This is a genomic window from Corynebacterium sp. HMSC05D08 (genome assembly GCF_001807215.1).
GTDB classification, from domain to species: Bacteria; Actinomycetota; Actinomycetes; order Mycobacteriales; family Mycobacteriaceae; genus Corynebacterium; species Corynebacterium striatum.
In genome coordinates, this window is the sequence record NZ_KV788349.1 from 687 (window position 1) to 14010 (window position 13324).

A 13324-nucleotide genomic window follows, 5' to 3' on the forward strand; every position below is an offset into this window, starting at 1 on the left:
ACCTGGACATGGTGGTAGATTACCTTTCTTCCCAGCTCGACTGGGCTGGATATCAGGTGTCCACCACATGGGGGTCAGGTCCCATCGATGCCATGCTTGCTGCCATCCACGAACAGACCGTATCCATTGCCGGCGCAGAATACGCCGAACTTGGCGTAGCAATGTCCGCCAAAGATGCATTGGCCAAACTCGAGCATCGTAAAGAAATCGAAGCGCAGGTACTCAAGCTGATTCAGGACATTCCGCAGACCGAGATTCTTTTATCCATGCCTGGTATCGGTCCGCGTAGCGCCGCGCAGATCCTCATGACTGTTGGCGATATGTCCGACTTCCCCGATGCAGCGCACCTAGCATCCTATGCAGGGCTATCACCGCGGACGAATCAGTCAGGAACGTCTATCATGTCGAATTCGCCTAACCGGGCTGGCAACAAAAAATTAAAGAACGCCCTATGGCAATCGTCTTTTGCATCGATCAGATTCCACGAGCGTTCCCGGCAATTCTATGAACGAAAACGCAAAGAAGGCAAAAGACACAACGCCGCAGTTGTCGCACTCGCACGCCGGCGCCTCAACGTTCTCTTCGCCATGATGCGTAGCGGCGAGCTCTACCGAGACATCTCCACAGTCCAGGAGGCCGCAGCAGCCTAGAACCAACAGACCCTCACCTCAAGCCGATTGCACAGCAAGCCCAATCGGCTCCTCACCGTGCCCGAAAACAACATCCACAAGGAAAAGCAGAAACCCTTCACACCCCCCCAACAAACTCACCCACGGAATTGACAAACTATATAGGAACACCTCCCTGGGCGATGGTGCAGGCGCGGAGAGCGCCGCTGTTGCCGATGCCGCGCCCAACACCGCGACGGTAGTAGAGTACCCGCTGCCGGTGCAGGAGTTTGCGGTGACCCGCTACGATTTGCCCGCCGGCACCACGGTTTCCACGCAGCTTCCCGGACCGGCCATCGCCCTGGCTACTTCTGGTGTGGTCACGGTAAACGACCTGGAGCTAGCCCCGGGCGAGGCCGCCTGGTTGCCGGTAACCGGCGGCGACACTACCCGCCTTAGCGCGGCCGCGGGTAAAGATTCGCAGCTCTTTATCGCGGCGGCGCGCCCTGCGCGGCAAGTAGCGCTACCGCGCCGCTGGGGACGCCGCCGCGCGACAAGTAGCACTGTCGCGCTAACCGGCGCTATTTACGACATGGTGGGGCGGCGGAACGCAGCTGCGGCGGCTAGCAGCACTACGGTGAGTGCTACCATCCAGGCCACGAAAGCCCAGACTGCGGTGCCGGGCTGGCCGGTGGCAAGGATTTCGGCGCTTGGCGTGCCGTCGATGGCGGCGCCGGCGCGGGCGGCGAAGGTAAGCGGATTCCACCGGGCGATGGGTTGAACCACACCAGCGAATTGCTCCACGGGCACGAGGCCGCCGTTAAGTGCCATGGCCGCCATGATGATGGGGGCCGGGCCAATGGCGGCCTCCGGGGTGGCGCACATCGCGCCCACCATGGCCGATAGCGAGGAGGCCACCACCGCGCCGAAGATGATGACTAACAGCACCCAGCCAAACCCGGCCAGCGTGTGAATACGCAGGCCAGAAGCCACGGAAGCCAGCAGCACCGCGCAGCCGGAGATAAGGCTGCGTAAGGAATCGAAACACCAGCGGCCGAAGATCTCCGGGCTGGTGCCGTAGCGCGTGGTCGCGATGCGGGTGGTGATACCGCGTTGGCGTTCCTTAATTATCTGCGCGGCGGCGGAGGTGCCATTCATCAGTTCGCTGGAAAGGATGAGCGCGATGGTAAGCGGTAACGCGTCGAGCGTGGCAGAGCCTTGCGAGGCCGCCATGAGGTCGCCAAACAGCCACCGCATGACCAGGAACATCAAAACGGGACCAGCCACGGTATTGGTAATTACCGCGCTATCGCGGCGGGCGGCGCGCAGGTGCCTTCCAAAATGCGTGGCGACAGTGGACAGCCAGGTGGTGTCGTGCGACACGGTGGCGGTGGTGTGGTTAGTCATGTTTCCTCCCCTGGAAAGCGGTGATAAAGCCCCATACGCCAACGACGGTCATGGCGATGAGCCAGCACAGTGCTTCGACTCCGCGCGCCCCCAGGGCAGCGCCACCTAGTAGGTTGCGGGCGGTGTCCAAGATGGGAGATAGCGGTACGTGCCGGATGATGGGGCCAATGCCGCCGGGCAGCGCATCCGCAGGCACGAATGCGGTGGAGAACATCACCATGACCAGCACGAGGTTTTGGAAGAGCAAGGACGCCGAGGTGGGCTTGGGGGCCAACAGGCAGGAGCCATCGATAAACGCGGAGAGGATGATGGTGAGGGCGGCGAAAAGGGCGATGGTAAGGATAATACGACCCGGTCCGGCAGCGTAGCGGGCACCGAGCAGGATCGTGGTGAGGACGACGATGCTGCACGACCACGCGGCGCGGGTGAGATCTGCCAGCAGCCGGCCGACGACCGTGGCCCAGGCGGGCGTCCCGGTGGCGCGGATGCGGTCGTGGATGCCGTTTTCGGCGTCACGCGTAATCGCCAAGGAGGAGCCCCCGGCGGCGAACACAATCGCCTGAATAACGCCGGCGGGCAGGAGGAAGGCGGCGTAATCGATGCCGAGTTCCGTCGAAGCCTTGGCGAAGGTGGCGTAAAAGATGACCATGAACAGGCTGGGTATTGCCACGGCGGAAACCATTACGGCCTTGTTGCGGACGGTGCGCAGGACATTGCGGTGCCACGAGGCAGCGACTGCTCCGAGCGCGTTCACTGGGAGCCTCCACCGGTGTGGGGAGCCTGCTGCGCGATGTCGCCGGACCCGGCGATAGCGAAGTAGACATCGTCCAAGGAGGGCGGAACCAAGGAGACGTCCGCGACCGAGGTGTCGTCGCCATCCCACAAGGCCAGCGCCCGGACTAGGGTGCGGTGGCCATCGGGCGCATCGACGCGCAATACGGTGTCCTCTTGGCGGCAGTCGATGCGGTGTTCTTGCAAGGTGTGGGTGAGGCGTGCGGCATCGTCCGGGCTAGACATCGTGATGAGGCACACCGTGGTGCCATAGCGGTCCTTGAGCTCGGCGGGGGTGCCTTCGTCGAGCACCTTGCCTCCGGCGAGCACGGCGACGCGGTCTGCGAGCTGGTCAGCTTCTTCCAGGTATTGGGTAGTAAGCAGGATCGAGGTGCCGTCGGCCGCCAGCCCGCGGACGGTATCCCACACGGAGCTGCGCGCGGCGGGGTCGAGGCCCGTGGTCGGCTCGTCGAGGAACAGCAGCGCGGGCGGGACAGTGAGGGAGGCGGCGATATCTAACCGCCGGCGCATGCCGCCCGAGTATGCCGAAACCAGGCGGTCGGCGGCGCCAACCAGATCGAAGCGCTCAAGAAGTTCCGCGGCGCGGGCCTTCGCATCGCTAGCTTTAAGCCCTGCCAGGCGGCCAAAGAAGATGAGGTTTTCCTTGCCGGTAAGCTCCTCATCCACTGCGGCGTATTGCCCGGTCAGCGCGATGGAAGCGCGCACCTTGGAAGGATCCGTGGCTAAGTTGTGGCCATCGATGATGGCGGTTCCGCCCGTGGCGGGCAGCAGCGTGGAAAGGACATTGACCAAGGTTGTCTTGCCGGCACCATTGGCGCCTAGGACGGCGAGGATGCCCCCGCGCGGAATGGCGAGGGTCACACCGCGCAGGATTTCCGTTCGCTTCTTGACTTTTCCCAGGCTACATCGCAGATCTTGGACATCAAGCACCAGGTCGCGGCCTTTTGCGTGGGCGCTGGTTGAGGGGACTGCGGTGGCGCTGGGGTCACCGCTAGCGGTTGCCGTGGTGGGGTTTTCTTTCATGATTCATCCCTGGATATACGTGAACGGTCTATTAGCCGGCGCACCGATTCTCCTACCGCAGAAGGAAAACCGATTATTGCCCGCGAACGATGGATTGTGGTCCACGGAGCAAGCGCCTGGGGTAGTGCCAACTAATCCTTAGAAAATGATGTATGTCTAGCGGCACCGGGTCGTGCACAGCGCCCCGCAGGAGAGGGCTGCACAGGTCGGCTGATCGGCGGCGACGCTGCAGGTTGCTGCAAAGTCAAGCATACCATAATTAGGCATGGCATGCTTGACAATTAAGTCGAAGGCCTGTAAGCTACCAAGTGTGAGCTAAGAATCTGGGTATTCCGACTAGTCAGGGTCAAACCGCGTGGCTGACCGTAATTCGTATTGTGGCTCGCGCCTCTCAAGCACAAAGGAGTATCCATGGATTCTCGAGAGCAAATCGAAGATAAGATTCTCTGCGGTCAGCCCTTCCGCCCTATTGAGGACCCGGATCTCTATTACGAGATGATGGAGGCGGCGGAGAAGTGTCACGATCTCAACCAGCTTCGTCCACTTCAAACAGCGGAGAAGCAGGCAGTGATGGCAGACCTGCTTGGTGAACTGGGGGAGCGCTTAATGGTTTTCCTGCCATTTCATGTCCAATATGGCTCGAAAATCAAGGTCGGAGATGGCGTGACCTTCAATCGAGGAACGACGGTACTTGATATGGCCCCGGTGACATTTGGCAATGAGGTCATGGTTGGTCCATGGTGTTCCTTCTTTGCTGGCAATCACGCCTTAGACCCCGTAGAGCGGCAATACATGGTGTGTACCGGGGGTGCGATCACCATACAAGACCATGTGTGGCTTGGTGGCAATTGCACGGTAACTGCGGGTGTCACGATTGGGCATGGTGCAGTAATTGGTGCTGGCAGTGTTGTGACAAGAGATATTCCGCCCATGGTACTCGCAGCCGGTAATCCGTGCCGAGTCATTCGTGATATTGGCCCGGAAGATAAGCTCATGGGGGAGTCTTGGGTTCCTGAGTGGCCTAGTTGGATTACGGATTGAGACGGCTGTGAAAGTTCTCGCGGTCGTCCTGGGTTCTGAGGGTGATATGCTGCCATTTGCGCACCTTGGTGTCGCACTTCGAGATCGTGGCCACCAGTTTGTTTTGGCTGGGTTTAGCGAATTCGGCGGGAGTTTTCGTGCAAACGGGGTGGACTACATCGAGTTACCCGGTGATTACCGGGCGTTAATGAAGCGCCTTTTGGGCGATAGTAAAGGCATGATGGACACTGTCTTAGGTATCCGTGAGATGATATCTGACGCCCACGTTTTCGATGTGTTAGAGCATGCCATGGATGGCGTTGACGTGGTCATGTACACCCAATTCAGTGAAGTTGCTCGGTTGTTAGGGGCTGCACGCGGAGTCCCCAGCGTTCGGGTGCAGGTTTTCCCTACCGAACCCTGCCTCCGTTACAGCCTCGTGGATCCGCGAAAACTGGACGGCTCTGTCGGAGCTCTGGTCACCCACTGGATGTCCAATACTCTGATGGCTTGGGCGATGCGCCCAGTGATAGCGGCATGGCGCCGTAGGTTGGGGCTGCGTCAGCGAGCGCTCTCCTCTCCACCAACCACGATCTACCAATTCAGTCCCGCGTTGAGTCCGCCGGCGCCGGAATGGAAAAACCACATTCACGTCACTGGCGAGTGGCTTGACCCGCACCACAGTGAACTCGCCCTAGACCCAGCAGTCGAGGAGTTTGTGGCTGCCGGCTCGGCCCCGGTTCTGGCAAGCTTTGGGAGTATGGTCTCAGATCGCGTTTATGACCTTCAACGATGGACTCGAGACGCGTGCATCGAGCATGGTCTGCGGGCGATAATCGTCGATCCCGATCATGAGCCTGGTGTGAGAGAAGGAATCCTCACCGTCGCCCGGGTCCCGTTCGCGACTGTGCTTCCGTGGTGCCGTGCAGGCATCTGCCACGGCTCACTGGGCACCACCGGGGCGATCCTGCGCGCCGGCAAGCCGTGCCTTGCGGTTGCATTCGGTGGTGACCAACACTTCCATGCCAACGCAGTTTGTCGAAACGGTGCCGGGCCGAACTATATTGACGCCCAGCGAGGCGAACTGAGTGCCCAGTCCCTGGCCGCCGGAATTGCCGATTTGGTAAGTGGAGCATACGACTCCGCAGCCCGCAGGATGCCCGAGTTGCTTGCCACAGACCCGGGTACCGTCGCAGCAGTAGAAATCGTGCTTAATCAGTCCGACCTAGCGAAAGGCGAAAAATGACAGAAATCAGCTGCGAGGGAGTCTTTCCGTTTGTGGCCGGACATCGCACTGGAACCCTCTTGTTTTGCTTCCATCACGCAGGAGGCAGCGCTTCCGTCTATCGTGGATGGGTGGGGGTCAACCCAAGCATTGACGTGGTGCCGGTGGAGCTTCCCGGAAAGGCAACCCGTCGCCGAGAGAAATGGGTAAGCGACTTTGACAAGCTCGCCGATATGTGCGCAACCGAGATAGTAGATCTGGCGGCGGGCGCGCCGATTGCGTTGTACGGCCACTCCATGGGGGCAGCGCTGGCCTACCAGGTTGCTGCCTGCCTGCAGCAGATGCATCGGCCCACTATACCGGAAGCCGTGGTGGTGGCCGCACGGCAGGCGCCCGGAGAAACCGTGCCTGGGGAATACCACTCGTCAATGGGGTTCGGTGCGCTGCGCAGGGAGTTTGAGAAGGTAGGTGGCACACCACCTGAGATCCTTGCCAATGATGATGTGATGAAGCTGCTGCTCGCTGACATTCGTCGCGATTATGTGTTACACGAGGGCTTTCACCATGCAACCACGGTGCTTCGCTCTCCTGTGCTGGCATTGGCGGGGGATAGCGACCCAGCTGTCAGCCCAGAGATGCTTTCCCGGTGGGAAAATTTTACCAGCGGTAGTTTTGAACTGAAGGTCCTGCCGGGTGGGCATTTCTTCCCGCTCGATACTGGAACCGAGTTCCTCGACCTGCTTGCCGGTTTTCTAGCGGGAATTACTGGGAACACTGCCTGGTTAGCGCGGAACAATGCGTGATTGTGACTGTTAAGTAAAGAGGCCCCGATGACCGAACAAAAACCACCCATTACCTTTAGGCAAATATCTCAACCTGCCCACCGGCAGATCACGGTGTCGCTGCTATTGGCGGTGCTGGCGGCGGTTTTGTCGCTGGTGCCGGTAATCGTGCTGGTTGAGCTGGTGCGCACCGTAATGCTGTCCTTCCAGGGAGAGCCGATAGATGCGTCAAAGCTGTGGCTGCTAGTCGCGGCGCTCATGGTGGCCACCGTCCTACATGGACAGGCAACCGTGAAGAGCCTCCAGGTAAGCCACCAGGCCGACGGCCTTTTGGGCGAGCACTTACGCCAGCAGCAGATTACCAAGCTGGGTAGGCTCCCGCTGTCTTGGTTTACGCGGACACCTTCGGGGACTGTGAAAACCTACATCGAAGACGACGTCACCAAGATCCACCAGCTCATCGCCCACGCGCCGCACGATTATTCGGCCGGTGTACTCGTACCGCTATTGAGCCTGGGATACATGTTCGTGGTGGACTGGCGGATAGGCCTGCTGGGCCTGGTACCACTGCTGTTGGCAGTGGCCACCATGCCGTTTATGATGCGCGAGTTTCAAGAAAAGGCGGAGAAATTTAAGTCCAGCCAGAAGCAGCTAGACGCCGCCGTCGTAGAGTTGGTGCGCGGCATCCCGGTTATCAAGGTGTTTGTTCCGGAAGGCTACGACGAGAGCATTTTCCTTAGTCGTTCCCGGAGTTTTGGTGGGTTCTATCGCGAGTGGTTGCACGCCACCGTACACCCCACCGCTTTGATGAAGATCTTCACCTCCACCGGGTTTGGCCTGCTGGTGGTAGCCGCGGCCAGCCCGTGGCTCATCACGTCTGCGGGCGTACCAGTGGCCGATGTGCTGGCAGCGTTTTTGTTCATCAACAACATCGCCGCGCCTCTGCTTATGCTTTCGCGCACTAACATCATGTTTTCGGAGGCGAAGGCTGCCGCGGCGGATCTCACCGAGTTCTTCAACATCCCGGTATTGCCGCCCGCTGCTGGCGGCAGGGAGCCTGCAAACGCCGGAATTGAGTTGAAAGATTTAAGCTTCTCCTACGTGCCGGACACCCCGGTGCTTTCCGGCATTAACCAAAAACTTACCGCCGGCAGCATCACTGCGGTGGTGGGACCTTCCGGCTCGGGGAAGTCCACGTTAGCCGCGCTCATCCCCCGGCTATTAGACCCCACGGAGGGGTCGGTGCGCATTGGTGGCGTCCCTAGTACTGATCTCCGATCTGACCAGCTCTACCGTAGGGTAGGGTTCGTCTTCCAGGACCCTTACCTTATGCGGATGAGCGTGCGGGATAACATTCGCCTCGCTCACCCGGAGGCCACCGACGCAGACGTGGTTCGCGCCGCCCGCGCCGCCCAGATTCATGAGCGCATTACCCATCTGCCGCGCGGCTACGACTCGGTGGTGGGAGAGGACGCGCAGCTTTCCGGTGGCGAGCAGCAGCGGCTGGCTATTGCCCGGTCCATCTTGCTCGACGCGCCGATCCTCGTGTTGGATGAGGCCACCGCTTTTGCGGATCCGGACTCCGAGGCCGCGATCCAGCGGGCCATTACCGAGCTGGTGGCCGGGCGCACGCTAGTAGTTATCGCACACCGGCTCCACACGATCACCGGCGCTGACCGGATCCTCATGCTGGAAAACGGTGAGGTCACCGAAGCAGGCACTCACGAAGAGTTAGTGGCGGCAGGCAAGGGCTACGCCACGATGTGGGCACGCTACCAAACCGCGCAGGCGGGCATCCAAGGGGAGGAAAAATAATGATCCGCACGCTCTATTCACTGGGCAGTCCGGCTGATCGTCGCCGTCTGGTGCTGGTCCTTACGCTAATTGGGATTTCCGCGGTGGCGTTGGCCATTGGCCTTATCCTCATTGCACTGTTTTTGGACACGCTGTTTAGCGAAGATCCCGCGCAGGCCGCAGCATGGTTGCCCTGGATCATTATCTCCGTCCTCGTCTACGCCGCCGCAGACTGGCCCACTGAGGTTATTGCCCAGGACCTGGGGCATGATTACGTGCTGCGCATCCACCGGCTTATCGCCGATCGCACGGCACAGCTACCCCTGGGCTATTTTGAAGAAGATCGCGCCGGCCAGATCGGTGTTGTAGCTACCAGCGGTGCGCTGTTTGCCGCTAACGCGCCGGCAATGATGCTGCGGCCCATGCTGCACGGTGCTGCCTCGGCCGGTTTGGCTTGCGTGTTTCTCATCGCCGTGGACTGGCGGCTGGGGCTGGTTACCGTTGCAGTGGCTGCCGTGGTGTGGTTCGCCTATAACCGCCTAATGCGGCAGTACCGCGTGGCAGAGCGCCAGAAGGGCGAGCGCAACGAGCACGGCGCCGCGGAGGTGCTGGAGTTCGCCCAGGTGCAGCCGGTGCTGCGCATGGCTGGGCCGGATTCGCTGGGGGAGCGCGCCGTGCGCGCCTCGATTCGAGAGCAGCTTAGCGCCCAGCAGCACACCCAGAAGACAGGTGAGATGATCATGGGTCGTCTGGCTTTAATCATCATGGTCGGTACCGTGGTCATTGATGCCCTGGCCACCGTGCTACTTCTCAACCACTGGCTAGAAGCAGGCACCTACATTGGCGTCATTGTGTTGGTGTTCATCCTGGCTCGCGTTGCTATGTCGGGCATACCCTACGGCGAGGGCTTGGAATCCGCGCGCAATACCTTAGATGAGATCCAAAAGATCCTCGATGCGCGGGTGTTGCCGGAGCCTGCGGTTCCGGCGGCGCCACGCGACTATGGCATCGAGTTCGATGGGGTGGGCTTTGGCTACGAACCCAACACCCCAGTGGTCCGCGACGTGAGTTTCCGCGTGGCGCCCGGAACTACTACTGCGTTGGTGGGTCCCAGCGGCTGCGGCAAGAGCACCTTGCTAAAACTTGCGGCACGCTTCTATGACGTTGACCAGGGGACCATCCGTATCGGTGGTGTGGATATTCGCGATCTTGGCTCCCGGGCGGTGTTGGATTCGCTGGCTATGGTGTTCCAATACGTGTACCTCTTCGAGGACACACTGTATGAAAACATCCGCCTGGGCTGCCACAATGCAACGCGGGAGGAGGTGCTCCGCGCAGCGGAGTTGGCCGGTGTCACCGAGATTGCCCGGCAGCTGCCGCAGGGGTTTGACACCCTGATTAGCGAGGGCGGGCAGAATCTCTCCGGTGGTGAGCGTCAGCGTGTCTCCATCGCTCGTGCGCTACTGAAGGACGCGCGGATCGTGCTGCTTGATGAGGCGACTAGCTCTCTAGACGTGCAGAATGAGCACCTTGTGATGCGCGGTATGAAAACGCTTTCTGCCGAGCGCACCATCGTCGTCATTGCGCACCGGCTGCACACCATCCGCGACGCGGACCAGATTGTGATGATGAGTCCCTCCGGCACCGTGGAGTCTATCGGCAACCACGAGGAACTCATGGAGAGTTCCCCACGCTACCGCAGCTTCTGGGGTGAAAAGAGCGACGCCACCAGCTGGAAGCTGTAGGGACTAGCTGTCGCGGCCGCGTAGATACCGCACCGTGCGCGCCAGTGCGAGATCATCGCACGGTTCGCAGGCGGTAAGGCGGCCTTTTTCCACGCGCAGGAGAAGATCGCAGCACCGCGCCACCAGCTCCATGTCATGGGTTACTACCAAAACGGTCTTGCCCTGCCGGGCTAGGGCGTCTAGCAGGTGGGCCACCCGGTGCATGCGGCACAGGTCCAGCCCGCTGGTGGGTTCATCGAAGACGATTACCTCGCGCTCACTTAGGACTGCTGAGGCGATGGCCACGCGCTGGCGTTCGCCGCCCGAAAGCGACATCGGGTGCCGGGCCCGCTTGTCCGCGAGATCAAGTGCACCAAGCACCTCGGTAAGGCGCGCTTCGTTTTTCCCATCCGGTCCACTGGTGCCGATGATTACGTCGGACTCCACGCTCTCCCCGAAAAGCTGGTGGTTTACGTCCTGCATTACTAAATAGGACTGGCGCAGGCGCTGCCGGGGACCCGAGAGCGAGCGGTTATTGATGTCCACCACGCCGGTGGCCTTAGATTCCAGGCCAGTCAGAACGCGCACAAAGGTAGATTTTCCGGCCCCGTTGCGTCCTACCACGCCGATGACTTGCCCTTGCGGCAACTCCGTGTGGCTGATGCTCAGGGATGGCTCTGTAGCCTTGGGGTAGGTGAACTGTAGCTTTTTGAGCACCATCGTGCCACTTGAAGGGCGTGGCTCGCGGGTCACCTCGGGGACCTGCTGCGCTGAGCGCAAGCCCATGCGGTACAGTTCGGCCTTGTCTAGGGTGCGAAACTCCGAGCCGCTGAGATCATGAGCGATCTGCCCGTCCTGCATAACCAGCACTCGGTCCACGATGTCAACTAGGTAGGAAAGCCGATGCTCAGCGATCAGGACGGTGCGGCCCTGTGTCTTCCACTGCGCGACGATGCGGCGCAGCTCATCGACGGCGGCGAGGTCGAGATTTGATGATGGTTCGTCTAGTAGTAGTACCTGTGGGTGCATCGCGGCCACTGAAGCGCATGCTATTTTTTGTTTCTGGCCGCCGGAAAGTGTGAACAGGTGCCGGTCGAGGAGATGAACCATGCCGAAATCTGCGGAAAGTTCCCCAATACGCTGTCGAATCTCGTTGGGCGCCACGCCGAGGTTTTCGCAGCCAAAGGCGAGTTCGCTGGCTACTTCCAGCGTGAAAAATTGCGACTTGGGGTTTTGGAACACTGAGCCTACGCGTTCGGCGATGTCGTGTGGGTGGGCATGAGTGATGTCTTCGTCGTCCAGCAGCACCTCCCCCGAAATCTGGGCGTCGCAGAACGTGTGCGCCACGCCGTTTATCAGGCGTAGCAGGCTGGACTTACCGCAGCCTGATTCGCCACACACTAGAACTAGTTCGCCCTTCGCCACGGTGAGATTTACGTGGTGCAGCACCGGCTCCGCTGTGTTTTGACCATAGGATAGTGACACATCGTGCAGCTTTATCACGGCAGCATCACTATATTTACCAGTAGTAGGATCAGGGACACGACGAGCACGCTTATGACTATTGCGTCGCCTACGCGGAAGCCTATCTCGCACAGCGTGGTTCGTCGGCGAGGCGAGCCCAATCCGCGGGTCACTGCAGACATAGCCAGCTCGTTGCCGATGCTCACAACGGACGCCAACAGTGGCACAAAGCGGTATTCGAGCATAGCGATCGGGTTGCGCAGGCCCGAGATGCCACGCATCTGCATGGCGGTGCGGATATCGCGGTATTCCTCGAGAATCGTCGGGAAGAACCGGAACATGATGGACGTGGGGATGGTCAGGGCGTCGGGGCTCCGCATGCGCTGCATCGCGGCCATGAATTCGCTGGCCGAGACGGTGCGTAGTAGGTACCAGCAGCACGTGATGCCAGGGAGGATGAGCGAAAGCCCTGCGAACCACGTAGCGCACACGTCCACGATGATGTGGCGCTCGGGCAGGGCCTGTACCACCACCGCAGGAAAGCCGGCGAGCACCGCGAAGGTGAGTGCGTATCGCAGTGCAGCGGCCACCATGCCGGAGGCGAGGAAAAGTGCCCCGGGAACGGCAATGAGCATCCACCGGGCGGTGCTGCCCAGCGCCCCACTGGACCCGGCCGGTGAGATGAGCACCGAGGACACCACGAGGATGACCAGCACCGTGGTGCGTGGGTCCAGATGGAGTCCCGCTGTGTGCGTGCCTGATCCGGGCAAAGTGGGCGACATCAGGCGATTCCTGCTCGCTGGAAGTGCTTGGTGAAGATGCGCCGGCCGAGGATCCCGCCGAGGATCCCGCAGACGAAGGTTACTATCACAATGATGAGGAATAGCCAAGTCATCTGGCCAATAGAGGTGAGGCCATCCGCGAAACTAGCACCATATTTGGTCTGCATGCCGCTGCTCTCTATGTAGCGCCGAGTGGTGAAGAAAAGCGGAATATATGATGCGGTGGGTGACACTGCTATAAAGGCATAGGCGATCACACTGTGTATTGCGCTCGTATACTTGCCGGCGCGCAAAATTAACTCGGCAAACACGGCCATGACCAAGCTGAGCAGCAGTGGCCATATGCCTAAACCAAGCAGCAGGCTGGCGAGGCCGCTGAGAAGAAGGAATATGAAGACCATGCCGGGCTTGTGCACCTTGGCCAAGAACAGCATCATCGGGATGCCCAGGATGAGGGCCTGAACGCTGGTGATCATCACGTAGGTGATGGGGGTGATGCCGATGAAGGCGATGACCACGCCGGCTACCAAGTTGATGACGAAGAAGATGCCGATGTTCATCAGGTCGGTGATGTTCAGCCGTCCTGCTTTTGCATCTTTCGGGGTGGTGTGGGGAGTACTGGGCATGATGTTTCCTTTCAGATTAGGCTGCTTGTGCGTAGCACTGGGTTGGGGGCAAGTGGCTTGTCAGGTGAGTGAAACAG

General features: G+C 60.3%; 12 protein-coding genes. 6 read left to right on the forward strand and 6 right to left on the reverse strand.

All coding sequences use genetic code 11. From position 1 onward, the window contains the following. On the forward strand, window positions 1–650 hold a 650-nt coding region (locus HMPREF3148_RS09560), incomplete at its 5' end, for a transposase (RefSeq protein WP_246818810.1). A gap of 543 nt (window positions 651–1193) precedes the next feature. On the opposite strand, the gene HMPREF3148_RS09565 is transcribed toward HMPREF3148_RS09560, so the two are convergent. The 3 genes from HMPREF3148_RS09565 to HMPREF3148_RS09575 are packed head-to-tail and all read right to left on the reverse strand — an operon-like array spanning window position 1194 to window position 3830. Continuing rightward, window positions 1194–2015, reverse strand: a complete 822-nt coding sequence (locus HMPREF3148_RS09565) for an ABC transporter permease (protein ID WP_049063279.1) — start codon at window positions 2013–2015, stop codon at window positions 1194–1196. Continuing rightward, the gene (locus HMPREF3148_RS09570; protein ID WP_014303357.1) at window positions 2008–2769 is read right to left on the reverse strand and encodes an ABC transporter permease; all 762 of its coding nucleotides are present in this window, start codon (window positions 2767–2769) and stop codon (window positions 2008–2010) included. Before HMPREF3148_RS09570 ends, HMPREF3148_RS09565 begins: the two co-directional genes overlap by 8 nt. After that, window positions 2766–3830 carry an ATP-binding cassette domain-containing protein gene (locus tag HMPREF3148_RS09575; protein ID WP_014303358.1) on the reverse strand — a complete coding sequence of 355 codons (1065 nt, stop codon included), beginning with the start codon at window positions 3828–3830 and terminating at the stop codon, window positions 2766–2768. Before HMPREF3148_RS09575 ends, HMPREF3148_RS09570 begins: the two co-directional genes overlap by 4 nt. Window positions 3831–4241: 411 nt before the next feature. Here HMPREF3148_RS09575 and HMPREF3148_RS09580 point away from each other — a divergent pair, with 411 nt between their 5' ends. Genes HMPREF3148_RS09580 through HMPREF3148_RS09600 form a run of 5 tightly spaced genes read left to right on the forward strand, consistent with a single transcriptional unit; the run spans window position 4242 to window position 10396 of the window. After that, window positions 4242–4871 (forward strand): sugar O-acetyltransferase, encoded by a 630-nt coding sequence (locus HMPREF3148_RS09580; protein ID WP_014303359.1) that lies wholly within the window; start codon window positions 4242–4244, stop codon window positions 4869–4871. Window positions 4872–4878: 7 nt separating this feature from the next. Then, window positions 4879–6096: a glycosyltransferase gene (locus HMPREF3148_RS09585; protein WP_023018094.1), complete on the forward strand. Its 1218-nt coding sequence runs from the start codon at window positions 4879–4881 to the stop codon at window positions 6094–6096. Next, the gene (locus HMPREF3148_RS09590; protein WP_023018093.1) at window positions 6093–6878 is read left to right on the forward strand and encodes a thioesterase II family protein; all 786 of its coding nucleotides are present in this window, start codon (window positions 6093–6095) and stop codon (window positions 6876–6878) included. The genes HMPREF3148_RS09585 and HMPREF3148_RS09590 overlap by 4 nt, the downstream gene beginning before the upstream one ends. Before the next feature lie 27 nt (window positions 6879–6905). Further along, the gene (locus HMPREF3148_RS09595; protein WP_034970331.1) at window positions 6906–8672 is read left to right on the forward strand and encodes an ABC transporter ATP-binding protein; all 1767 of its coding nucleotides are present in this window, start codon (window positions 6906–6908) and stop codon (window positions 8670–8672) included. Then, the gene (locus HMPREF3148_RS09600) at window positions 8672–10396 is read left to right on the forward strand and encodes an ABC transporter ATP-binding protein (RefSeq protein WP_014303363.1); all 1725 of its coding nucleotides are present in this window, start codon (window positions 8672–8674) and stop codon (window positions 10394–10396) included. Before HMPREF3148_RS09595 ends, HMPREF3148_RS09600 begins: the two co-directional genes overlap by 1 nt. A 3-nt stretch (window positions 10397–10399) precedes the next feature. Here HMPREF3148_RS09600 and HMPREF3148_RS09605 read toward each other — a convergent pair whose 3' ends face one another. Genes HMPREF3148_RS09605 through HMPREF3148_RS09615 form a run of 3 tightly spaced genes read right to left on the reverse strand, consistent with a single transcriptional unit; the run spans window position 10400 to window position 13247 of the window. Beyond that, window positions 10400–11860: an ABC transporter ATP-binding protein gene (locus tag HMPREF3148_RS09605; protein ID WP_227917020.1), complete on the reverse strand. Its 1461-nt coding sequence runs from the start codon at window positions 11858–11860 to the stop codon at window positions 10400–10402. Window positions 11861–11874: 14 nt separating this feature from the next. After that, the gene (locus HMPREF3148_RS09610) at window positions 11875–12621 is read right to left on the reverse strand and encodes an energy-coupling factor transporter transmembrane component T (protein WP_014303365.1); all 747 of its coding nucleotides are present in this window, start codon (window positions 12619–12621) and stop codon (window positions 11875–11877) included. After that, window positions 12621–13247: an MptD family putative ECF transporter S component gene (locus HMPREF3148_RS09615; protein WP_014307391.1), complete on the reverse strand. Its 627-nt coding sequence runs from the start codon at window positions 13245–13247 to the stop codon at window positions 12621–12623. Before HMPREF3148_RS09615 ends, HMPREF3148_RS09610 begins: the two co-directional genes overlap by 1 nt. Window positions 13248–13324: the final 77 nt, after the last annotated feature.